Origin of the sequence: Pseudomonas sputi, from assembly GCF_021603585.1 — a bacterium.
In the GTDB taxonomy this organism is placed as follows: domain Bacteria; phylum Pseudomonadota; class Gammaproteobacteria; order Pseudomonadales; family Pseudomonadaceae; genus Aquipseudomonas; species Aquipseudomonas sputi.
Window position 1 is genome coordinate 20,218 of the sequence record NZ_BQHI01000039.1, and the last position, 21,383, is coordinate 41,600.

A 21,383-nucleotide genomic window follows, 5' to 3' on the forward strand; every position below is an offset into this window, starting at 1 on the left:
CGTTCTACCTCAGCTTCAGGGTGGCAAGGCCGATCAGCACGAGAATCACGGTGATGATCCAGAAACGGACGATCACGCGTGGCTCGGGCCAGCCCTTGAGTTCAAAGTGGTGATGGATCGGCGCCATGCGGAACACACGGCGACCGGTCAGCTTAAAGGACGCAACCTGAATGACGACTGACAGGGTCTCCATCACGAACACGCCGCCCATGATGAACAGGACGATTTCCTGACGGACGATCACCGCGATGGTGCCCAGGGCGGCGCCCAGCGCCAGTGCGCCGACGTCGCCCATGAAGACTTGCGCCGGGTAGGTGTTGAACCACAGGAAGCCCAGGCCGGCACCGATCAGCGCGCCGCAGAACACGATCAGCTCGCCTGCGCCCGGTACGTACGGGATCAGCAGGTATTCCGCGAATTTCACGTTACCCGAGAGGTAGCAGAAAATGCCCAGGCCACCGCCGACCATCACTGTCGGCATGATCGCCAGACCGTCGAGGCCATCGGTCAGGTTGACCGCGTTGCTCGAACCGACGATCACGAAGTAAGTCAGGACGATGAAGCCGGCGCCCAGCGGAATGCTGTAGTCCTTGAGCATCGGCAGGATCAGGGTGGTTTCCACCGGCGTGCTGGCAGTCATATAAAGGAAGATCGCCGCACCGAGGCCGAACACCGACTGCCAGAAATATTTCCAGCGACTCGGCAGACCACGGGAGTTCTTCTCGATCACCTTGCGGTAGTCGTCGACCCAGCCGATGGCGCCGAACAGCAGGGTCACCAGCAACACGACCCACACGTAGCGGTTGCTCAGGTCAGCCCACAGCAGTGTGCTGACACCGATCGAAGACAGGATCAGCGCGCCGCCCATGGTCGGCGTACCGGATTTGGACAGGTGCGATTGCGGGCCGTCGTTACGAACGGACTGGCCGATCTGACGGTTCTGCAGGGTGCGGATCATCCACGGGCCGTAGCACAGCGACAAGACCAGCGCGGTCAGCACACCGAGGATCCCGCGCAGGGTCAGGTACTGGAAGACCGCGAAGCCTTTGTAGAACTGTTGCAGATACTCCGCTAGCAGCAGCAGCATTAATGTTTCTCCAGACTGGACCCGCACAGGGCCGCAACGATGTTTTCCATCGCTGCGCTGCGCGAACCCTTGATCAAAATGGTGGTGTTTGTGTCCTGCTCGGCACCGAGGGCCTGGATCAGTTCGGCTTGGGTGCCGAAGTGCTGCGCCTCGTTACCGAATGCGTTCACGGCGTGGACCATGTTCGGCCCGACGGCGTAAAGCGCGGATACCTTGCCCCGGGCGTATTCGCCGACGTCGCGGTGCCCCTGCTCCGCCCAGTCGCCCAACTCGCCGATATCCCCGAGCACCAGAACGGTGCGGCCGGAAAAGCCGGCGAGTATATCAACGGCCGCGCACATCGAGGTGGGGTTCGCGTTGTAAGTGTCATCGATCACGCGCATGCCGTTTTTCGCCAGTTGCGCGACGGTGCGACCCTTGACCGGTTGTACCGCGCCAAGCCCGGTGGCAATGCCGAACAGCGACACGCCCAAGGCGTGAGCGGCAGCGGCGGCGGCCATGGCGTTGGCGACGTTATGGGTGCCGAGCAGGTTCAGTTGAACCCGTTCCACACCTTCAGGACTGTGCAGGTTGAACGCCGGGCAGCCACGGGCATCGGTGGCCAGGTCGCTGGCGTAAAAATCCGCCTGCGTGTTGCTCAGGGCAAAGGTCAGCACCTTGCGGGCGCCGGCGCGAATCTTCCAGATGCCGAAGGCCTTGTCATCAAGATTGAGCACGGCGACACCATCGGTCGCCAACCCGTCGATGATCTCGCCCTTGGCTTCGACGATTTTTTCCGGGCCGCCGAACTCACCGACGTGTGCTGTGCCGGCATTGTTCAGGATCGCCACATGCGGCCTGGTCAGCCCCACGGTGTAGGCGATTTCACCCAGACGCGAGGCGCCCAGCTCGATCACGGCCGCCGTATGTTCCGGGGCCAGTTCGAGCAGGGTCAGCGGTGCACCCAGATCGTTATTCAGGTTGCCACGGGTCGCCAGCACCGGACCGCGCGTACGCAAGATGCTCGCGAGCATTTCCTTGACCGTGGTCTTGCCACTGGAACCGGTGACTGCTGCGACCGGTTTGGTGAACGCGGCCCGGTTCAACGCACCCAACTGGCCGAGGGCCTGGCGGGTGTCCTTGACCAGCAATTGCGGCAACGTGCTGTCGGCGACTTCGCGCTCGACCAGCGCCGCAACGGCGCCTTTGGCAGCAACTTCATTCAGATAGTCATGACCGTCGAAACGCGGGCCGGTCAGAGCGGTAAACAGCTGACCAGCCTTGATCGCGCGGCTGTCGATGCTCACGCCGTCAAAAGTGGCGTCGGCGCTGATCAGACGGGCATCGAGCGCGTTGGTCAATTCGCTGAGTTTCAGGGCCTTAAGCATGGGCCACCTCCCACGCGGTCAGGGCGTGATCAGCCTCGACCAGATCAGAGAATGCGTGACGCTCGCCGTTGATTTCCTGATAGTCCTCGTGACCTTTGCCAGCCAGAACAATCACGTCGTCGGCCGAAGCGCCGGCAATCAGTTGTGCGATGGCCTGGCCGCGACCGGCCACGAACGTCACCTTGTCCACGGCCGTGAAACCGGCGCGGATGTCATCGAAAATCACCGCCGGGTCTTCGGTGCGCGGATTGTCGTCGGTGACCAGCACGCGGTCGGCCAGACGCTCGACCACTTCGGCCATCAACGGACGCTTGCCGCGATCACGATCACCGCCGCAGCCGAACAGGCACAGCAGTTGACCTTTGACGTGCGGGCGCAACGCGGTCAGAACTTTTTCCAGCGCGTCCGGGGTGTGGGCGTAATCGACCACCACCAGCGGCTGAGTGCCGCCGCCGAGACGCTGCATGCGTCCGGCCGGGCCTTCGAGCTTCGGCAGCACCTTGAGGATTTCGTCGAGGGCATAGTCCAGACCGAGCAAGGCGCCGACAGCGGCCAGTACGTTGCTCAGGTTGAAACGACCGAGCAGCGTGCTGCGCAGATGGCGCTCGCCCTGCGGAGTCACCAGCGTGGCGCGCACGCCTTCGTCGTCGAACTGCGCCTCACGCACATAGAGGTAGGCGCTGCTGTCGAGCAGGCTGTAAGTGATCAGCCGCGACTCACGCTTTTCAGCGGCCAGTTGCCGGCCGAAATCGTCGTCGAGATTAACGACACGGCACTTCAGGTCATTCCAGGCAAACAGCCTGGCCTTCGCTTCGGCGTAGGCCTCCATCGTGCCGTGGTAATCCAGGTGATCGCGGGACAGGTTGGTCATCACCGCTACATCGAATGCCAGCGCGGTCACCCGCCCCTGATCCAGACCGTGGGACGAAACCTCCATGGCCACGGCTTTGGCACCGGCCTTTTTCAGGTCGCCCAGGGTCGCTTGCATGGCAATCGGATTCGGCGTGGTGTGCAGGCCGCTTTGCAGCGCGCCATGGAAACCTGAGCCAAGGGTGCCGACGATGCCGCAATGCTGGCCGAGCAGATCCAGGGCCTGCGCCACCAATTGGGTTACGCTGGTCTTGCCGTTGGTGCCGGTCACGCCGATCAGGTTCAGGTGATGACTCGGCTCACCGTAAAAACGCCCGGCGATGTCCGACAGCTGTGCTGCCAGACCTTTCACAGGAATCAGCGGCACTTCGGTGATCGGCAGCACGGTGGCGCCTTCCACTTCATAGGCCACGGCAGCAGCACCGCGCTGCAGGGCATCAGCAATGTGCGCACGCCCGTCGAACTTGCCGCCCGGCACCGCGAGGAACAGGTCACCCGCGCGTACATTGCGACTGTCGAGTGCCAGTTCACGGATCAACAGATCGTGGCCGGCGTGGGGAAAAATCTTGTTCAGACTCAGAGACATCAGCCGCGCCCTCCATTGGCTTTCAGCGGAACGGCCGGGGTGGCGTTGGCCTGTTGTGTGGTCGGCAGGTTGTCCGGGGTGACGTTCATCAGGCGCAGAGTGCCCGACATCACACGGCTGAACACCGGCGCCGAGACCAGACCACCGAAGTAACCGGCCTTGGTCGGCTCATCGATCACCACGACGATTGCATAACGTGGATCGCTCATCGGGCCGAACCCGGCGAACAGCGAACGGTAAGAGTTTTCGGCGTAGCCCTTGGTGCCGACCGATGTTTTACGCGCGGTACCGGACTTGCCGCCCACGTGATACGCCGGCACCTGCGCACGGAACACGCCGCGCGGGGCTTCGATCACTTGTTGCAGCATGCCTTGCATGGTTTTCGCGACGGCCTCCGGCAGCACCTGGGTGGTCTGCGGCGCCTTGTCGGTTTTGATCAGCGTCAGCGGCGCGAGGCGACCGTTGTTGGCCAGCGCCGAGAACGCATGCACCAGCTGGATCGCGGTCACCGAAATACCGTAGCCGTACGACAGCGTCGCGGTCTCGGCCTTGCGCCACTCGCGGTAATTCGGCAGGTTGCCGACACGTTCGCCCGGGAAGCCGAGACCGGTGTCCTGGCCGAGACCGACTTTCTGGGCGAGGCGGAAAATGGTTTCGCCGCCGATATCGAACGCGATTTTACTCATGCCGACGTTACTGGAATTGATCAGAATGCCGGTCAGGTCGAGTACCGGACCTTCGGTCCTGGAAACGTCCTTGATGGTGTACTTGCCGATCTGCAGGGAGCCTGGATACACCTCGACGGTGTCACTCGGTTTCCAGCGGCCGGTTTCGATCGCGGCGCTCATCGAGATCGCCTTCATGGTCGAACCGGGTTCGAACACGTCGATCATCGCCCGGTTACGCATCATCGCCGGCTGCAGGTTGCGACGGTTGTTCGGGTTGTAGGTCGGCTGATTGACCATGGCGAGGATCTCACCGGTCTTCACGTCCATGATCACCAGACTGCCGGCCTTGGCGCCGTTCTCGATGATCGCGTTGCGCAGTTCGCGGTTGGCCAGATATTGCAGACGCAGGTCAATCGACAACGCCAAGGGCTTGCCGGCCTTGGCGTTTTTGGTGACCTGGACATCCTTGATCAGCCGACCGCGCCGATCCTTGATGACTTGCCGCTTGCCGGGCACGCCGGCCAGCCATTCATCGTAGGCCAGTTCGACGCCTTCACGACCGTGGTCATCGATGTCGGTGAACCCGACCATGTGCGCGGTGACTTCACCGGCCGGGTAGAACCGGCGGAACTCTTCGATGCCGTAGACGCCCGGGACTTTCAGATCGAGCACGGCCTGGCCCTGCTCGGGGGTCAACCCGCGCACCAGATAAATGAATTCTTTGGTGGCCTGGGCTTCGAGACGTTCGGCCAGGGCTTTCGGATCCTGCCCCAGCGCGGCGGCCAGTGCTGGCCACTTTTCTTTGGCAGCCTGCATTTCCTTGGGGTTGGCCCACAGCGTGGTCACCGGCGTACTGACGGCCAGCGGTTCGCCGTTTCGGTCGGTGATCAGGCCACGGTGCGCCGGAATCGGAATGTGACGAACACTGCGCGCGTCGCCCTGACCTTTGAGGAAGTCGCGATCGACCACTTGCAAGTCGATGATGCGCCAGCAGATCGCGGCCACCATCATACCCAGCAGACCGACCACCAGACGGAAGCGCCACGGGAAGAGTGCCCCTTCGAGTTTCATCATGGCGCCACCATCTTCACGTCAGCCGCGCCGGGGATGTGCATCTTGAGTTGCTCGGTGGCCAGCACTTCGATCCGGCTGTGGGCGGTCCAGGTACTTTGCTCCAGGATCAGGCGCCCCCACTCGGCCTGCGCCTTGTCGCGCACGCTCAATTCGCTGTACAGGGTGTTGAGCAACTGCCGGTTCCAGTGGGCGCTGTAAGACACACCGATGGCCGATACGAGCACGCCGATGAACAGCAGCAGCATGAAAAAGCTGCCGCCGGGCAGTGGCTTGGCGAAAAGCTTGCTCACCGCAGCTTCTCCGCGACGCGCATGACGGCGCTCCGGGAACGCGGGTTGGCTTTGAGTTCGGCGTCGGAGGCCGTCTGCGCTTTGCCATGGATTTTGATTTTCGGTTCGAACGCAACGTGACGAACCGGCAGGTTGCGCGGCAGGTTGTCGGCTTCGCCTTTCACCAGCTTGCGCATGAACAGTTTGACGATACGGTCTTCCAGCGAGTGGAAGCTGATCACGACCAGACGGCCGCCCACTTCCAGGCATTCGAGCGCAGCTTCGAGGCCCGCTTCCAGATCGCCCAGCTCGTTGTTGACGTGAATGCGCAGGCCCTGGAATGCGCGGGTCGCCGGGTTCTTGCCCTTTTCCCACGCCGGGTTGGCGACTTTCAGGACTTCGGCCAGATCGGCGGTGCGCTCGAACGGCGTGATGTCACGACGCTCGGCCACGGCACGGGCCATGCGACCGGAGAAACGTTCTTCTCCGTATTCCTTGAAGACACGGGCGATTTCTTCCACCGGCGCGGTGTTGACGAACTCGGCGGCACTGATCCCACGGGACGGATCCATGCGCATGTCCAGCGGGCCGTCATTGAGGAAGCTGAAGCCGCGCTCGGCATCATCGAGCTGCGGCGAAGACACGCCCAGATCCAGCAGAATGCCGCTGACCTTGCCTGTCAGACCCTGTTCGGCAACCACCGAGCCGAGCTCGGCAAAGCTGCGCTGCACAACGACAAAGCGGCCGTCTTCGGCCGCTAGCGTTTGCCCGGTAGCAATCGCTTGAGGATCCTTGTCGAATCCGATGAGCCGACCGTCCGGCCCGAGCTTGCTCAGGATCAACCGACTGTGCCCGCCACGACCGAACGTGCCGTCCAGATAGCAGCCATCAGGACGTACGGCGAGAGCCTCGACGGCTTCGTCAAGCAGTACGGTGATGTGGTTAAAGCCGCTATCAATAGTCACAGGATCAGATCACGCAGTTCGTCAGGCATGGCGCCCGGTTGTTGTATGGCAGCCAGGTCAGCGGCAGAAACCGCGTTCCAGGCATCTTCGTCCCACAGTTGGAACTTGTTCAGTTGGCCCACCAGCATCGCGCGCTTATCGAGCTTTGCGTATTCGCGCAGGCGCGGCGGCACCAGGAAACGACCACTGCCGTCGAGCTCAAGGTCAACGGCATTACCAATCAATAAACGTTGCAGACGACGGTTCTCTTCGCGAAGCGAAGGAAGCGCGCGCAACTTGGTTTCAATAATTTCCCACTCATCGAGCGGGTAGACACACAAACACGGATCAACGGCGTCGATGGTCACGATCAACTGGCCGGAACTGCGCGAATCGAGCTCGTCACGGTACCGGCTCGGCATGGCGAGACGGCCCTTTGCGTCGAGACTGATAGCGTTAGCTCCGCGAAACACGTCTGCGTTTCTCCAATTTTTATCGTTTTGAGCTCAAAAAACCCACTTCATGCCACTTTCCGCCACTTGCGCACACTATAGGAATGCGCCCACCACACCGTCAAGGCGCGGATTAAAGGAAAACCCTTACAGAACGGAGATTTAGGAGCATAAAAGGAGGAGCAACGAGAATCTGGCGGATGCTTTTATCCAATAACTTGAGACAGCACTGAAAGCTGCGCTCGAAAGTTAAAGTAATTTGTTAAGAGTAAGATTTTTTCGGTATTACAAAAGCGCTTCTGCTGTTGATTGAAGCAAGGTGGGAAATGGCTATTACTGCGTTTGCCGCTGCCGGGTTTCCAGCGCAGGCCTGCTGATAATAAACAGCCCTGTCGCCTTAAATTCAAGCAGGGAAAAGAAAAAGGTGGAGAGTCGATCTGTAAGCCGGGTTCTGTCTTGAACAGTCATTCGTCTACGATGGCCATCACTGGACATCTTTAGCAACCTACCCGGTCCCAGCGCGGGCCACGCCTTGGGACCCTATTTGGTCTTGCTCCAAGTGGGGTTTACCTAGCCACGAACTGTTGCCAGACGTGCGGTGCGCTCTTACCGCACCTTTTCACCCTTACCGGCGCCGAAGCGCTTAGGCGGTTATTTTCTGTGGCACTTTCCGTAGGCTCACGCCTCCCAGGCATTACCTGGCACTTCGCCCTATGGAGCCCGGACTTTCCTCCCCCCCCTAATTTTCATAGAGGGCAGCGACTGTCCGATCGACTCTCCGCCGCGCAGGTTAACGGCAGAGCGGCCGAAGAACAAGCGCTAATAGCCCGCAAGCCGGTCTGCGCGACGGGTTACGCGTCTTTTTGCTGCTCCAGCGCCACCTGATACAGCACGTTTTTGCGCTCGCCGGTGATTTGCGCCGCCAGAGCCGCCGCGCGCTTGAGCGGCATCTCTTCCAGCAAAAGATTGAGGATGCGGATCGCCTCGCTGCTGACGGCGTCTTCGGATTCCGGCGCGGTCCAGCCCGCCACCACCACAACGCATTCGCCACGCTGCTGATTGCTGTCGGCCTCGACGAATGCCCGCAACTCGCTCAGCGGCAATCCCTTGAGTGTTTCAAAGGTCTTGGTGATTTCACGAGCGAGCAATGCAGGACGATCAGCGCCGAACACCGCCTCCATATCCTGCAGGCATTCCAGAATGCGATGCGGCGCCTCGTAGAAAATCAGCGTGCGCGGTTCTTCCTTGATCGCCTCCAGACGCGCCTTGCGCCCCACCGCCTTCGCAGGCAGAAAACCCTCGAAGATAAAGCGGTCGGACGGCAGACCGGCAGCCGACAACGCCGCGATCAACGCGCACGCACCTGGCACCGGCACCACATTGATCCCCGCAGCACGCGCCTGACGCACCAGGTGATAACCGGGATCGGAAATCAGCGGCGTACCGGCGTCGGAAATCAGCGCGACGTTGTCACCTGCCAGAAGACGGGTGATGAATCGACTGCCTTCGTCCCGCTCGTTGTGCTCATGACAGGCTGCCAGCGGCGTGGCAATGCCGAAATGCTGCATCAGGCGCTGGGAATGGCGCGTATCTTCGGCGGCGATCAGCGCCACCTCGCGCAGAATCTTCAACGCCCGGGCGCTGATGTCATCCAGGTTGCCAATGGGCGTCGCCACCACATAAAGCGAGCCCGCAGCGGAATTCAAAGGACCTGGAGCAGTCAAAGCGCACACCTCATGATCGGTAAAAGCCGCCATTGTAGCGCGTCGCGCGCCGGACGAAGCGTCCGGGCCTGACAAGGTTTGTCGCACCATTGTGAGGCTGCGCACTCTTTGTATCAGCTAAATTGACGGTTTCACGCCAGTAACATCGCGCCCCGGCCAGTGCTTGGGTACAATTCGACGCTAATTTGATCGAGTATCAGGAACACTTACATGATCGCTTGCCTGCGGCTGTTCACTGCCCTCTGCCTCGCTGCCTTGCTGGCGGCCTGCGCCAGCTCCCCTTCTTCCAGCCTTGGCGAACTTCCACGGACCCCGGATGCCACCATCGAGCAACTGCTCGAACAGGCCACTCAGGCCAAGTCGCCGGACAAGGCTGCGCTGCTGCGCCTGAGTGCGGCAGACATGGCTTACCGCCAGGGCAATGCCGGACAGTCCGCGCAAATCCTGCAACAGGTGCCGATGGAACAACTCCAGCCAGGCCAGCAGGCATTCGCCAGCACGCTGTCTGCTGAACTGGCCATGACCCGCAACCAGCCGAAAGCCGCGCTGACCGCCTTGAGCCATCCAAGCCTGCAACGACTGAGCGAAATGTCGGTACCGCTGCAAGTTCGCGCCGGCACCGTTCACGCCCGCGCCCTTGAAGCCGACGGCCAAACCCTGGCGGCCGCCCGCGAGCGCATCTTCATCGCGCCGATGCTGGAAGGCGAAGCCGCCAGCAAGAACCACGAAGCGATCTGGACCCTGATTGCGTCGCTGCCGGCCGATCAGCTGCAAGCGAACACCACCGATGACCTCGGTGGCTGGATGAGCCTGGCCCTGGCGGTAAAAACCGCCGGAACACTGGAACAGCAGCAAGCAGCCATCGACAACTGGCGCAACCAGCATTCGAAGCACCCGGCCGCGATCAATCTGCCGCTGCCTCTGACCAAACTCAAGGAACTGGCCAGCCAGCCCCTGAGCAAGATCGCCCTGCTGCTGCCGCAGGACGGCCAGTTGGCCTCGGTCGGCAGGGCCCTGCGTGACGGTTTCATGGCCGCGCACTATCAGGCTCAGCAAGCCGGCCAGAAACCACCGGCCATCGAGTTCTATGACAGCTCGAAACTGACCAACCTTGACGAGTTCTACCGCAAGGCCCAGGCCGAAGGCGTGCAACTGGTCGTCGGCCCGCTGGAAAAGCCGCTGGTCAAACAGTTGAGCACTCGTCCGCAACTGCCGATTACCACCCTCGCCCTGAACTACAGCGAAGGCGATCAAGGCCCGGCACAGCTGTTCCAGTTCGGTCTGGCCGCTGAAGACGAGGCCCGCGAAGTCTCCCGCCGCGCCCGCGCCGACGGCCTGCACCGCGCCGCCGTCATGGTGCCGAAAGGCGAATGGGGCGACCGTGTGCTGCGCGCCTTCAGCCAGGACTGGCAAGCCAACGGCGGCAGCATCGTCGCCACCGAGCGTGTCGATCAACCGGTGCAACTGGCCCAGCAGATCGCCGACATGTTCCAGTTGCGTCAGAGCGAAGCCCGCGCCAAGAGCCTGCAGAATGCCGTCGGCACTAACGTTGCGGCCCAGCCTTCGCGTCGCCAGGACATCGAATTCATCTTTCTCGCCGCCACACCGCAACAGGCACAGCAGATCAAGCCGACCCTGAACTTCCAGTACGCCGGTGACGTGCCGGTCTACGCGACCTCCCACGTATTCAGCGCCAGCGGTGACATCAATCAGTACAACGACATGAACGGTGTGCGCTTCTGCGAAACTCCGTGGCTGCTGGAAACCAGCGATCCACTGCGTCAGCAGGTCACCGCGCAATGGCCGCAAGCCGCCGGCAGCCTGGGTCGCCTGTATGCAATGGGCGTCGACGCCTATCGCCTGGCACCCCGCCTAGATCAATTGAAGGCACTGCCGGACAGCCGCATCGAAGGTCAATCGGGCAGCCTGAGCATGACCCAGTCCCAGCGCGTTGTGCGTCAGTTGCCATGGGCACAGTTCGTCAGCGGTCAGATCCAGCGCCTGCCGGACACTCCACGCTGATGCCCGACAGCTCACACCTGCAAAGCGGCAAGGATGCCGAGCGCCAGGCGCTCGAGCATCTGCAACACCAGGGTCTGCGCCTGCTGGCGCAGAACTGGTTATGCAAACGCGGTGAGCTTGATCTGGTCATGCTTGATGGCGATACAGTAGTATTCGTCGAAGTCCGTTACCGAAAGAACACTCAATGGGGTGGCGCACTCGACAGCATCGATGGGCGCAAACGGCAGAAACTGATTTTCGCCGCACAGTATTTTCTTCAGCGCGAGTCGCGTTGGGCCAATTCCCCCTGCCGCTTCGACGTGGTGGCCATCGACAGCCACCAAGGTCAGCTGAACTGGTTGCAGAATGCGTTCGACAGTTGACCGCCTGCTCCGCCCCGGACACTTTCACTCAATATTTTTGCTCTTTGCTTTGCGGGCTGCACATTCACGTGCCGGACAGCCGCGCTAATTAAGGTCACACAGATGGACATGCAATCCCGAATTCGCCAGCTTTTCCAGGCCAGCATCGACACCAAGCAACAGGCGATGGACGTACTTGCACCGCACATCGAGCAAGCCAGCCAGGTGATGGTCAACGCCCTGCTCAACGAGGGGAAAATGCTCTCGTGCGGCAACGGCGGCTCGGCTGGCGATGCCCAGCACTTCTCCTCGGAACTGCTCAACCGTTTCGAGCGCGAGCGCCCCAGCCTGCCGGCGATCGCGCTGACCACCGACAGCTCGACCATCACTTCGATCGCCAACGACTACAGCTACAACGAAGTGTTCTCCAAGCAGATCCGCGCACTCGGCCAGCCGGGGGACGTGTTGCTGGCGATTTCGACCAGCGGCAACTCGGCGAACATTATTCAGGCGATCCAGGCCGCACATGATCGCGAAATGATTGTCGTAGCATTGACCGGACGCGATGGCGGTGGCATGGCTTCGCTACTGCTGCCCGAAGACGTCGAGATTCGCGTACCGGCCAACGTCACCGCACGTATTCAGGAAGTCCACTTGCTGGCGATCCATTGCCTTTGCGATCTGATCGACAGCCAACTGTTCGGGAGTGAAGAATGACCCCTAATCGCCTTGGCCTTTTGGCCTTGACCCTGTGCCTCGGTATCAGCGGCTGCACCTCGGTGGTGAATGCCAGCCGTGAAGCGCCGATCGAAGACGACCGCGGCACCCGCACTTTCGGCAGCAAGATCGATGACTCGCTGATCGAAACCAAAGTTGGCGTTAACGTGGCCAAGGCCGATCCAGCCCTCGACAACGACTCGCACATCGTCGTCACCAGCTTCAACGGCGTCGTGCTACTGGCCGGCCAGACCCCGCGCGCAGACCTCAAGGAGAAAGCCGAACAGGCCGCCGCCAACGTTCAGCGCGTGAAGAAAGTCCACAACGAACTGCAAGTGCTGCAACCCTCCTCGCTACTGGCCCGCCAGAACGACGCCTGGCTGACCACCAAGATCAAGACCCAGATGCTCACCGACGCCAGCATTCCCGGCTCGCGCATCAAGGTCGTGACCGAGAACGGCATCGTTTACCTGCTGGGCCTGCTGACCAGACAGGAAGCCGCCCAGGCGACCAATCTGGTGCAGGGCGTTTCCGGCGTGCAGAAGATTGTGAAGCTGTTCGAATACATCGACTGACCCGCAAAATGCAGGCATAAAAAAGGCGATCCAACCGGATCGCCTTTTTTATTACTTCACCACTTTAAGACTTGGCCGGCCGCTTGGGCGCGGCGGCTCGCTGTCCGGTGGCGGAACATCGTCATCCTGTTCGATCTCGTCTTCGTCATCCATCGGCGACTCCAGATCGAACACCATGCCCTGCCCGTTCTCCCGGGCATAGATCCCCAGAATTGCAGCAATCGGCACGTACAGGCTGTGCGGGACGCCGCCGAAGCGACCTTCGAAGGTCACCACGTCGTTGTCCATGTGCAAATGCCGCACGGCACTTGGCGAAATGTTCAGGACAATCTGCCCGTCACTGGCAAATCCCTGTGGCACCTGCACTGCCGGGTACTCGGAATTGACCAGCATGTGCGGGGTGCAATCGTTATCCACAATCCACTCGTAGAGCGCGCGGACCAGATAAGGTCGACTGGAGTTCATAGCGGCTCCTTAAGCCTTAGCGCATGTCGCGTTCGACACCAGACAGACTCGCCTGGAAAGCCTCACGCGCAAACTGACGCTCCATATAATCAAGCAGCGGCTTGGCCGGCCGCGGCAGTTCTATACCCAGAATCGGCAAACGCCAGAGTATTGGCAATAGGCAGCAATCCACCAGACTTTGTTCCTCGCTGAGGAAAAACGGCTTGTCGGCAAACAGCGGCGACACACCCGTCAGGCTTTCGCGTAATTCCTTGCGCGCCACGGCGCGAGCCGCTTCCTTGGTGCGCGAATCCAGAATCAGATCCACCAGACCACACCAGTCGCGCTGAATGCGATGAATCAGCAGACGGCTGTTGGCACGCGCCACCGGGTACACAGGCATCAATGGCGGATGCGGGTAACGCTCATCCAGATACTCCATCACCACGGTCGACTCCCACAATGCCAGGTCACGATCGACCAGCGTGGGCAGACTGCCGTAAGGGTTCACTTCAATCAGTTTAGGCGGCTGACGACCAGCCTCCACAAAAATGATTTCGGCGCTGACACCCTTCTCTGCAAGCACGATGCGCACTCGGTGGGAATAGTGGTCGGCGGGGTCGGAGTAACAGGCCAACCGATTGGTCACGCCCATGGCGATCCTCCTCGCTTGTTGAAATAGTCGGAGCCGGAAAAACGCGCGCGCCCAGAGGGCGCCTCCCGCAACGGCTGGCGAACCAGACGTTGCGCTTCAGAGGCGCCCTTGGGCGCGCGCGATTAACAGCAATTGCTTGAAGCGTTATCAGTGCACGTCTTTCCAGTATTCACGCTTGAGCAGGTAGGCGAACACAAAGAAGAACGCCAGGTACAGCAAGACATAAGTACCGATGCGCTGATGTTGCAGCTTAACCGGGTTAGCCGAGTAAGCCAGGAAGGTTACCAGATTCTTGACCTTCTCATCGAACTGCTCTTCGTTGAGGGTTCCGGTTTTCGGCACGATGGTTAACTGATCACACGCTTCATGAGTCAGAGGCGTGCCGGTCAGCGGGTCATATTGTTTCTTGCCGTCTTCGACGATCTGTACCTGCTTGCAACCCACGACCTGCCGGCCTTGCAGGCCGACCAGCACGTTAGGCATGCCGACGTTCGGGAAGACCTTGTTGTTCACGCCCCACGGACGCGCAGGATCTTCGTAGAACGACTTGAGGTAACCGTAGAGCCAGTCGGTGCCACGGACACGAGCCACCAGCGTCAGGTCCGGCGGCGCTGCACCGAACCAGGTCTTGGCGTCAGCCGGCTGCATGCCGATGTTCATGTGATCACCGATCTTGGCGCCGGTGAACACCAGTTTTTCCAGCATCAGTTCGTGCGGAATGCCGAGGTCATCGGCCACACGCTCGTAACGCTGGAACTTGGCACTGTGGCAACCCATGCAATAGTTGGCGAAGGTGCGGGCACCATCCTGCAGGGCAGCCTTGTCAGAAACGTCGATGTCGACCTTTTCCAGTTCCGGACCGCCGTGTTCGGCCGCGAAAGACAGCACTGGCAGAGCAGCAAAAATCAGAGCACAAAATAACTTTTTCATCAGCCAGTCACCCTTTCCGGAACCGGTTTGGTCTTCTCGAGCCTGGTGTAGAACGGCATCAGAATGAAGTAAGCGAAGTACAGGAAGGTGCAGACCTGCGACAGCAGCGTACGGCCTGGCGTCGGGGCCAGAACGCCCAGAATGCCGAGAATCACGAACGAAATGCAGAACACCACCAGCCAGATCTTGCTCATCCAGCCTTTGTAGCGCATCGACTTGACCGGGCTGCGGTCGAGCCACGGCAGGACGAACAGCACCGCAATCGCCGCCCCCATGGCGATAACGCCCATGAGCTTGTCAGGGACCGCACGCAGGATCGCGTAGAACGGTGTGAAGTACCAGACCGGCGCAATGTGCTCAGGAGTCTTGAACGGGTTGGCTTGCTCGAAGTTAGGCTTTTCGAGGAAGTATCCGCCCATTTCCGGGAAGAAGAACACAATGAAGCAGAAGATAAACAGGAACACCACCACACCGACGATATCTTTCACGGTGTAGTACGGGTGGAAAGCGATACCGTCCAGCGGCACACCGTTTTCGTCTTTGTGCTTCTTGATGTCCACGCCGTCCGGGTTGTTCGAGCCGACTTCGTGCAACGCCAGGATGTGCAGCACCACCAGACCGAGAATCACGATCGGCAGCGCGACCACGTGCAGGGCGAAGAAGCGGTTCAGGGTGATCCCGGAAATCAGGTAGTCACCACGAATCCATTGGGTCAGGTCGTTGCCGATGACCGGGATCGCACCGAACAGCGAGATGATCACCTGGGCGCCCCAGTAGGACATCTGACCCCACGGCAGCAGGTACCCCATGAAGGCTTCGGCCATCAGCGCCAGATAGATCAGCATGCCGAAGACCCACACCAGCTCACGCGGTTTCTGGTACGAACCGTAGAGCAGGCCACGGAACATGTGCAGATAGACCACGATGAAGAACGCCGAAGCGCCGGTGGAGTGCAGCAGGCGCAAGATCGAACCGTACTCGACGTCGCGCATGATGTATTCGACGGAAGCGAAGGCCTCTTCCGCCGATGGGGTGTAGCTCATGGTCAGCCAGACACCGGTGACGATCTGGTTGACCAGAACGAGCAGCGCCAGCGAGCCGAAGAAGTAGAAGAAGTTGAAGTTTTTTGGAGCGTAATACTTGCTGAGATGGTCTTCCCACATCTTGGTGGCGGGGAAGCGCGCATCAACCCAATCCATGAACTTGCTCATCACGCTTTCTCCGTATCGACGCCAATGACAATCAGGTCATCGGTCTCATAGGAATGCGGGGGTACTGGCAGGTTCAAAGGCGCAGGTTGCGACTTGTAGACGCGGCCAGCCAGATCGTAGTGAGAACCGTGGCAAGGGCAGAAATAACCGCCTACCCAGTCTTTGCCCAGATCTGCGGGTGCCACTTCGGGACGGAAGGTCGGTGAGCAACCCAGGTGAGTGCAGATCCCGATCAGCAGCAGGATTTCCGGCTTGATCGAACGCACTTCAGGGTCGACATAAGGGGGTTGCGTGGAGTTTTTGGAGGTCGGATCGGAGAGCTGGCCTTCGATCTTTTTGAGATTCCCCAGGATTTCCTCGGTACGGCGGACAATGAACACCGGCTGGCCGCGCCATTCAGCAATCATCTGCTGTCCTGGCTCGATTTTGCTGACATTCACTTTCACCGGTGCCCCGGCGGCTTTCGCCTTGGCACTGGGAAACCATGACCCCACGAACGGGACCGCAGCCCCCACCGCTCCTGCAGCACCCACCACGGATGTGGCTGCTACCAAGAAGCGACGCCGGCCTGCATTCACGCCGTCATTGCTCATTCAGTCCTCTCCCATCAGCTTTGTGGCCTGTTAAATCAGGCGTCTACTAAATTGAAACTATGTACTTATAAAAATTTTGCCGAATGGTAATGAAAACCCCCAATTCTGACAAGGTAATTACCCGGAGGGCTGGCCCTCAAGCCTTGTAGTATAGGGGGTCTACGAATGTGGCAAGTTGTCACAGCGCAATTATTCAAGAAATCGCACGCATAAAAAAACGCCCGGTTCCGTGAGGAATCGGGCGTTCTTTTTGAACGTGGAAGCGAAATTAACGCTTCGAGTACTGCGGACGCTTACGCGCTTTACGCAGACCAACTTTCTTACGTTCAACTTCACGGGCGTCGCGGGTAACGAAGCCAGCTTTGCGCAGAGCGCTGCGCAGGGTTTCGTCGTAGTCCATCAGAGCGCGAGTGATGCCGTGGCGGATTGCGCCAGCCTGACCACTTACACCACCACCGATGACGGTGACGTAGATGTCGAATTTCTCGACAGTCTCAGTCAGTTCCAGCGGCTGACGAACTACCATGCGGGCAGTTTCGCGACCGAAGAACGTGTCCAGGGAGCGGTTGTTGATGGAGATGTTACCAGTACCCGGACGCAGGAAAACGCGTGCGGTTGCGGTCTTGCGACGGCCAGTGCCGTAATTTTGAGTCGCCGACATAATGAACTATTCCGTTAAATCTTCAGTTCTTGGGGCTGCTGAGCAGTATGAGGGTGTGCAGCGCCCGCATAGACTTTCAGCTTACGGTACATGTCGCGACCCAGCGGGTTTTTAGGCAGCATGCCTTTAACCGCGGTCTCGATCACGCGCTCAGGGGCCTTGGCGATCAGTTTTTCAAAGTTGATCGACTTGATACCGCCCGGGAAACCGGAGTGGGAGTAGTACATTTTGTCAGTGGTTTTAGCGCCGGTAACACGGATCTGCTCGGCGTTGATCACGACGATGTAGTCGCCGGTGTCAACGTGAGGAGTGTACTCAGGCTTGTGCTTGCCACGCAGACGGCTCGCGATTTCGGTGGCCAGACGACCCAGGGTCTGACCAGCAGCGTCGACGACAAACCAGTCGCGCTTTACTGTTTCCGGTTTAGCAGTAAAAGTTTTCATTCTTTATAGCCTCAGGGGCCGCCTGTAAATAAGACGGCGGATCTTACTGAATAGTGCGTACTTTGACAAGTCAAAGGCAGCCGGATACAGACGCTTTCGGGGGCTCGGGTCGGCGCGTCCGTTCAACGGCAAGATTCTTCGGCGGCGGGGCATCACTTCCACTGCAGAAAGAGGTCGGCAATTATGCAGATTGCGAAAAAAATTTCAACCTGCTTTTATGCTTGTTTTGCCCAAGGAGCACCCGATGGACTATCGCCAGCTAGGCCGTACCGACCTTAACGTGAGTGCAATCTGCCTCGGCACCATGACCTGGGGCGAGCAAAACACTGAAGCTGAAGCCTTCGCCCAGATCGAACGGGCAAAAGAGGCCGGGATCAATTTCCTCGACACCGCCGAGATGTACCCGGTGCCACCGAAAGCCGAAACCTACGCCACCACCGAGCGCTATATCGGCAATTACTTCAAGAGCCGCGGCGATCGCGCCGACTGGATCCTCGCCAGCAAGATCGCCGGCCCCGGCAACACCATCGACTACATCCGCGACAAGAACCTGCGCCACAACCGCCAGCACATCACCGAGGCCGTGGACGCCAGCCTCCAGCGCCTGCAGACCGACTACATCGATCTCTACCAGTTGCACTGGCCGGAGCGCAGCACCAACTTTTTCGGACAGCTGGGCTACAAACACCAGACCGAAGCCAACCTGACGCCGCTTGAAGACACCCTCGAAGCACTCGATGAGCAAGTGAAGGCGGGCAAGATCCGTCACATCGGTCTGTCCAACGAGACCCCGTGGGGCACCATGCGTTTTCTCGCCCTGGCCGAAGCCCGTGGCTGGCCTCGCGCAGTGTCGATCCAGAACCCGTACAACCTGCTCAATCGCAGTTTCGAGATCGGTCTGGCGGAAATCGCCATCCGCGAACAATGCGGCCTGCTCGCCTATTCGCCGCTGGCGTTCGGTTTCCTGTCGGGCAAGTACGAAGGCGGGGCGCGTCCACCGAAAGGCCGCCTGAGCCTCTACAGCCGCTTCAGTCGCTACTTCAACCCGCAATCGGAAGCGGCGTGCAGCCGTTATGTGGCACTGGCCCGTGAACACGGCCTGGATCCGGCGCAAATGGCCCTGGCGTTTGTGAACCAGCAACCGTTCGTCACCAGCAACATCATCGGGGCGACGACGCTGGAGCAACTGGACAGCAACATTGCCAGTTACGAGCTGAAACTGTCGAAGGAAGTGCTGGAAGGAATCGAAGCGATTCACAAGGATCACCCGAATCCGGCGCCGTAATCCAGGACGATGATCGTTCCCACCCGCGTGGGAACGATCACGCTGCATTACAGCGACCGCGCAATGATCTCCTTCATGATTTCATTGGTGCCCGCATAGATCCGCTGCACCCGCGCATCCGCCCAGGCCCGGGCCACCGGGTATTCCCACATGAAACCGTAGCCACCATGCAGTTGCACGCACTCATCGAGCACCTTGCATTGCAGATCGGTTCCCCAATACTTCGCCATCGCCGCTGTCGGCACGTCGAGTTTGCCTTGCAGGTGCAGCTCCAGGCACCGATCGACGAACACCCGGCCGATCTGTATCTCGGTGGCCATTTCCGCCAGTTTGAAGCGGGTATTCTGGAAGTCGGCAATCGACTTGCCGAACGCCTTGCGCTCGCGGGTGTAATCCAGCGTCCACTGCAGCGCCGCCTCGGCTGAAGCCAGACCGCCAATCGCCACGGTCAAACGTTCCTGCGGCAGCTCCTGCATCAGATAGGCAAATCCCGCCCCGGCCTGACCCAAGAGGTTTTCCTTCGGTACGCGCACGTCCTGGAAGAACAATTCCGACGTGTCCTGCGCCTTCATTCCGACCTTCTCCAGGCGTTTGCCCTTGTCGAAGCCCGGCGTGTTCGCCTCCACCAGAAACAGGCTGGTGCCTTTGGCGCCAGCTTTGGGATCGGTCTTGGCGACGACGATCACCAGATCCGCCAGGAAGCCATTGGTGATAAAAGTTTTCGAACCGTTGATCACATAGTCGTCGCCATCCAGCACCGCCGTGGTCTTGACCCCTTGCAGGTCGGAACCGGCGCCCGGTTCGGTCATGGCGATCGCGGTGACCATCTCTCCGGAGACCAGTTTCGGCAGGTATTTCTGCTTCAGCGCCTCACTGCCGTAATGCAGGATGTACGGTGCAACGATGTCCGAATGCAGCGAGAAACCGATGCCGGTCAGACCCAACCGCCCCACTTCCTCGATGACCACCGCACTGTAGAGAAAGTCCGCCCCCAGCCCGCCATATTCCTCCGGTAAATGCGAGCAGAGCATCCCCGCCTCCCCCGCCTTGTTCCACAGTTTGCGGTCGATGTAGCCTTGCTTTTCCCATTGCCCGTGAAACGGCACGGCCTCTTTTTCGAGGAATGTTCGTACGCTGTCGCGGAACAATTCGTGCTCGGAGCTGAACAAGGTTCTGGGAATCATGCGTCACCTTTTCTTTATTGTTGGAGGGATCAGACCTTCAGAGACTAAGCCTCGCTTCCGATACAGGACACTGGACACATCCGACAAAAAATAAGACGATCCAGCCGTCTGGTGACCACTTTCCCTTATAAAAACAAAAGTTGAATTATGTCCAAGCAAGTCTCCACGCCCTTGCGGCGCGTCAGCATCCTGGCGATCGACCGGGTTTTCGCTTCCACCCTCATGCAAGCCAAGGATTTCTTCCATCTGGCCAGCCTGCGTTACGGCAAACAACTGGGCCACGGCCTGACTCCGGCGTTCGAAACCCGCCTGGTCAGCCCCGACGGCAAACCGGTGAACAGCTTCAGTGACGTGATCATGCCGGTGGACGGCGGCCTGGAAAACGCCGACGTCATCATCCTCCCGGCCTTCTGGGACGATTTCGATACGCTGTGCCAGCGTTATCCACAGATCCTGCCGTGGCTACGCGAACAGCATGCCCGGGGCGCCGTGCTCTGCGGCGAGGCCACCGGGGTGTTCTGGCTCGCCGAGGCCGGATTGCTCAACGGCAAGGAAGCGACCACCTACTGGCGCTTCTTCAATGCCTTCGCCGAGCGTTTTCCGCAGGTCTATCTCAATCAGGACAAGCACCTGACCGACGCCGACAACCTGTATTGCGCCGGCGGTACCACCTCCGCCTGCGATCTCTACATTTATCTGATCGAACGCTTCTGCGGCGCCAACGTGGCCCAGGCGGTGGCCCGCGACATTCTCTATGAAGTGCAGCGCAGCTACGCCCCGGGACGCATCGGCTTCGGCGGCCAGAAGCTGCACCAGGACGTGATCATCCTGCAGATTCAGCACTGGCTCGAAGAGCATTTCGCCGACAAGTTCCGCTTCGAAGACGTGGCCCGCGAGCACGGCATGAGCATCCGCAACTTCATGCGCCGCTTCCAGACGGCCACCGGCGACAAGCCGCTGCACTATCTGCAACGGCTGCGCATCGAGACTGCCAAGGGCTTGCTCTCCGGCAGTCGCAAGAGCATCAAGACCATCAGCTACGAAGTCGGCTACGACGATGCGAGCTTCTTCGCACGCCTGTTCCGCCAGCACACCGAACTGTCGCCGAACCAGTACCGGCAGCAGTTCCAGCAAGCTGCCTGACGATCCGACCAGTGTCTAGTCCTGAAATAGGTTTACACCTGTTTCACCCCAACGCCCGATGCATCGCATCGGGCGTTTTGTATTTCAACGACAGATGCGGACGCTCACGGTTGTAGATCAAGACCGACTCACTCACCA

The 21,383-nt window shown here is 60.0% G+C and carries 22 protein-coding genes and 1 other RNA gene; 6 read left to right on the forward strand and 17 right to left on the reverse strand.

Annotated elements, in window-relative coordinates:
* Positions 1-4 precede the first annotated feature (4 nt).
* The 9 genes from mraY to rsmI form a co-directional block, all read right to left on the reverse strand.
* Positions 5-1,087 (reverse strand): phospho-N-acetylmuramoyl-pentapeptide-transferase, encoded by a 1,083-nt coding sequence (gene mraY / locus L6D81_RS27770; protein ID WP_007956769.1) that lies wholly within the window; start codon positions 1,085-1,087, stop codon positions 5-7.
* Positions 1,087-2,454: a UDP-N-acetylmuramoyl-tripeptide--D-alanyl-D-alanine ligase gene (locus tag L6D81_RS27775; RefSeq protein ID WP_236182779.1), complete on the reverse strand. Its 1,368-nt coding sequence runs from the start codon at positions 2,452-2,454 to the stop codon at positions 1,087-1,089. Before L6D81_RS27775 ends, mraY begins: the two co-directional genes overlap by 1 nt.
* Positions 2,447-3,910 carry a UDP-N-acetylmuramoyl-L-alanyl-D-glutamate--2,6-diaminopimelate ligase gene (locus tag L6D81_RS27780; RefSeq protein WP_163976425.1) on the reverse strand — a complete coding sequence of 488 codons (1,464 nt, stop codon included), beginning with the start codon at positions 3,908-3,910 and terminating at the stop codon, positions 2,447-2,449. Before L6D81_RS27780 ends, L6D81_RS27775 begins: the two co-directional genes overlap by 8 nt.
* Positions 3,910-5,649, reverse strand: a complete 1,740-nt coding sequence (locus L6D81_RS27785) for a peptidoglycan D,D-transpeptidase FtsI family protein (protein WP_236182788.1) — start codon at positions 5,647-5,649, stop codon at positions 3,910-3,912. The genes L6D81_RS27780 and L6D81_RS27785 overlap by 1 nt, the downstream gene beginning before the upstream one ends.
* Complete coding sequence (gene ftsL, locus L6D81_RS27790) at positions 5,649-5,942, reverse strand: cell division protein FtsL (RefSeq protein WP_236182780.1); 294 nt, start codon at positions 5,940-5,942, stop codon at positions 5,649-5,651. Before ftsL ends, L6D81_RS27785 begins: the two co-directional genes overlap by 1 nt.
* Positions 5,939-6,886, reverse strand: coding sequence for a 16S rRNA (cytosine(1402)-N(4))-methyltransferase RsmH (rsmH, locus tag L6D81_RS27795; protein ID WP_373874357.1), 948 nt, complete (start codon positions 6,884-6,886; stop codon positions 5,939-5,941). The genes ftsL and rsmH overlap by 4 nt, the downstream gene beginning before the upstream one ends.
* Positions 6,883-7,338, reverse strand: a complete 456-nt coding sequence (gene mraZ / locus L6D81_RS27800) for a division/cell wall cluster transcriptional repressor MraZ (RefSeq protein WP_007917012.1) — start codon at positions 7,336-7,338, stop codon at positions 6,883-6,885. The genes rsmH and mraZ overlap by 4 nt, the downstream gene beginning before the upstream one ends.
* Before the next feature lie 403 nt (positions 7,339-7,741).
* Positions 7,742-8,095, reverse strand: an RNA gene (gene rnpB / locus L6D81_RS27805) — RNase P RNA component class A.
* 73 nt (positions 8,096-8,168) lie between these two features.
* Positions 8,169-9,074 (reverse strand): 16S rRNA (cytidine(1402)-2'-O)-methyltransferase, encoded by a 906-nt coding sequence (rsmI, locus tag L6D81_RS27810; RefSeq protein WP_236182781.1) that lies wholly within the window; start codon positions 9,072-9,074, stop codon positions 8,169-8,171.
* A gap of 177 nt (positions 9,075-9,251) precedes the next feature.
* Between rsmI and L6D81_RS27815 the strand changes: the two genes are divergently transcribed.
* From L6D81_RS27815 to L6D81_RS27830, 4 genes are all read left to right on the forward strand, one after another.
* Positions 9,252-11,063, forward strand: a complete 1,812-nt coding sequence (locus tag L6D81_RS27815) for a penicillin-binding protein activator (RefSeq protein ID WP_236182782.1) — start codon at positions 9,252-9,254, stop codon at positions 11,061-11,063.
* Positions 11,063-11,425, forward strand: coding sequence for a YraN family protein (locus L6D81_RS27820; protein WP_236182783.1), 363 nt, complete (start codon positions 11,063-11,065; stop codon positions 11,423-11,425). The genes L6D81_RS27815 and L6D81_RS27820 overlap by 1 nt, the downstream gene beginning before the upstream one ends.
* A 102-nt stretch (positions 11,426-11,527) precedes the next feature.
* On the forward strand, positions 11,528-12,121 hold the full coding sequence (locus L6D81_RS27825) for a phosphoheptose isomerase (RefSeq protein ID WP_007928463.1): 594 nt from the start codon (positions 11,528-11,530) through the stop codon (positions 12,119-12,121).
* The gene (locus tag L6D81_RS27830; RefSeq protein WP_236182784.1) at positions 12,118-12,696 is read left to right on the forward strand and encodes a BON domain-containing protein; all 579 of its coding nucleotides are present in this window, start codon (positions 12,118-12,120) and stop codon (positions 12,694-12,696) included. Before L6D81_RS27825 ends, L6D81_RS27830 begins: the two co-directional genes overlap by 4 nt.
* Positions 12,697-12,747: 51 nt before the next feature.
* Here L6D81_RS27830 and L6D81_RS27835 read toward each other — a convergent pair whose 3' ends face one another.
* The 7 genes from L6D81_RS27835 to rplM form a co-directional block, all read right to left on the reverse strand.
* A complete protein-coding gene (locus L6D81_RS27835; RefSeq protein WP_007956787.1) occupies positions 12,748-13,161 on the reverse strand; it encodes a ClpXP protease specificity-enhancing factor in 414 nt (137 codons plus the stop codon).
* A 16-nt stretch (positions 13,162-13,177) separates the two neighbouring features.
* Positions 13,178-13,795: a glutathione S-transferase N-terminal domain-containing protein gene (locus L6D81_RS27840; protein ID WP_011335872.1), complete on the reverse strand. Its 618-nt coding sequence runs from the start codon at positions 13,793-13,795 to the stop codon at positions 13,178-13,180.
* A gap of 147 nt (positions 13,796-13,942) precedes the next feature.
* Positions 13,943-14,725, reverse strand: a complete 783-nt coding sequence (locus tag L6D81_RS27845; protein ID WP_236182785.1) for a cytochrome c1 — start codon at positions 14,723-14,725, stop codon at positions 13,943-13,945.
* Entirely contained in the window at positions 14,725-15,936 is a 1,212-nt protein-coding gene (locus L6D81_RS27850) for a cytochrome b (RefSeq protein ID WP_085684715.1), read from the reverse strand. Before L6D81_RS27850 ends, L6D81_RS27845 begins: the two co-directional genes overlap by 1 nt.
* Positions 15,936-16,529: a ubiquinol-cytochrome c reductase iron-sulfur subunit gene (gene petA / locus L6D81_RS27855; protein ID WP_236182786.1), complete on the reverse strand. Its 594-nt coding sequence runs from the start codon at positions 16,527-16,529 to the stop codon at positions 15,936-15,938. The genes L6D81_RS27850 and petA overlap by 1 nt, the downstream gene beginning before the upstream one ends.
* Positions 16,530-16,797: 268 nt before the next feature.
* Positions 16,798-17,190: a 30S ribosomal protein S9 gene (rpsI, locus tag L6D81_RS27860; RefSeq protein WP_007956794.1), complete on the reverse strand. Its 393-nt coding sequence runs from the start codon at positions 17,188-17,190 to the stop codon at positions 16,798-16,800.
* Positions 17,191-17,204: 14 nt separating this feature from the next.
* A complete protein-coding gene (gene rplM / locus L6D81_RS27865; RefSeq protein WP_003228062.1) occupies positions 17,205-17,633 on the reverse strand; it encodes a 50S ribosomal protein L13 in 429 nt (142 codons plus the stop codon).
* Positions 17,634-17,877: 244 nt separating this feature from the next.
* Between rplM and L6D81_RS27870 the strand changes: the two genes are divergently transcribed.
* Positions 17,878-18,918, forward strand: a complete 1,041-nt coding sequence (locus L6D81_RS27870; protein WP_236182787.1) for an NADP(H)-dependent aldo-keto reductase — start codon at positions 17,878-17,880, stop codon at positions 18,916-18,918.
* Between the two features lie 47 nt (positions 18,919-18,965).
* On the opposite strand, the gene L6D81_RS27875 is transcribed toward L6D81_RS27870, so the two are convergent.
* Positions 18,966-20,102: an acyl-CoA dehydrogenase family protein gene (locus tag L6D81_RS27875; RefSeq protein WP_221398075.1), complete on the reverse strand. Its 1,137-nt coding sequence runs from the start codon at positions 20,100-20,102 to the stop codon at positions 18,966-18,968.
* 246 nt (positions 20,103-20,348) lie between these two features.
* Here L6D81_RS27875 and L6D81_RS27880 point away from each other — a divergent pair, with 246 nt between their 5' ends.
* A complete protein-coding gene (locus tag L6D81_RS27880) occupies positions 20,349-21,245 on the forward strand; it encodes a GlxA family transcriptional regulator (RefSeq protein ID WP_170844884.1) in 897 nt (298 codons plus the stop codon).
* Positions 21,246-21,383 lie beyond the last annotated feature (138 nt).

Excerpts from the sequence above, each read along its gene's own strand:
- L6D81_RS27830 (WP_236182784.1), top strand. The coding sequence starts at position 12,118 with ATGACCCCTAATCGCCTTGGCCTTTTGGCCTTGACCCTGTGCCTCGGT.
- L6D81_RS27870 (WP_236182787.1), top strand. The coding sequence starts at position 17,878 with ATGGACTATCGCCAGCTAGGCCGTACCGACCTTAACGTGAGTGCAATC.
- petA (WP_236182786.1), bottom strand. The coding sequence starts at position 16,529 with ATGAGCAATGACGGCGTGAATGCAGGCCGGCGTCGCTTCTTGGTAGCA.
- L6D81_RS27785 (WP_236182788.1), bottom strand. The coding sequence starts at position 5,649 with ATGAAACTCGAAGGGGCACTCTTCCCGTGGCGCTTCCGTCTGGTGGTC.
- rpsI (WP_007956794.1), bottom strand. The coding sequence starts at position 17,190 with ATGTCGGCGACTCAAAATTACGGCACTGGCCGTCGCAAGACCGCAACC.
- L6D81_RS27820 (WP_236182783.1), top strand. The coding sequence starts at position 11,063 with ATGCCCGACAGCTCACACCTGCAAAGCGGCAAGGATGCCGAGCGCCAG.
- L6D81_RS27780 (WP_163976425.1), bottom strand. The coding sequence starts at position 3,910 with ATGTCTCTGAGTCTGAACAAGATTTTTCCCCACGCCGGCCACGATCTG.
- mraY (WP_007956769.1), bottom strand. The coding sequence starts at position 1,087 with ATGCTGCTGCTGCTAGCGGAGTATCTGCAACAGTTCTACAAAGGCTTC.
- rsmI (WP_236182781.1), bottom strand. The coding sequence starts at position 9,074 with ATGGCGGCTTTTACCGATCATGAGGTGTGCGCTTTGACTGCTCCAGGT.
- L6D81_RS27775 (WP_236182779.1), bottom strand. The coding sequence starts at position 2,454 with ATGCTTAAGGCCCTGAAACTCAGCGAATTGACCAACGCGCTCGATGCC.
- L6D81_RS27825 (WP_007928463.1), top strand. The coding sequence starts at position 11,528 with ATGGACATGCAATCCCGAATTCGCCAGCTTTTCCAGGCCAGCATCGAC.
- L6D81_RS27845 (WP_236182785.1), bottom strand. The coding sequence starts at position 14,725 with ATGAAAAAGTTATTTTGTGCTCTGATTTTTGCTGCTCTGCCAGTGCTG.
- L6D81_RS27835 (WP_007956787.1), bottom strand. The coding sequence starts at position 13,161 with ATGAACTCCAGTCGACCTTATCTGGTCCGCGCGCTCTACGAGTGGATT.
- L6D81_RS27815 (WP_236182782.1), top strand. The coding sequence starts at position 9,252 with ATGATCGCTTGCCTGCGGCTGTTCACTGCCCTCTGCCTCGCTGCCTTG.
- L6D81_RS27875 (WP_221398075.1), bottom strand. The coding sequence starts at position 20,102 with ATGATTCCCAGAACCTTGTTCAGCTCCGAGCACGAATTGTTCCGCGAC.
- rplM (WP_003228062.1), bottom strand. The coding sequence starts at position 17,633 with ATGAAAACTTTTACTGCTAAACCGGAAACAGTAAAGCGCGACTGGTTT.
- L6D81_RS27850 (WP_085684715.1), bottom strand. The coding sequence starts at position 15,936 with ATGAGCAAGTTCATGGATTGGGTTGATGCGCGCTTCCCCGCCACCAAG.
- L6D81_RS27840 (WP_011335872.1), bottom strand. The coding sequence starts at position 13,795 with ATGGGCGTGACCAATCGGTTGGCCTGTTACTCCGACCCCGCCGACCAC.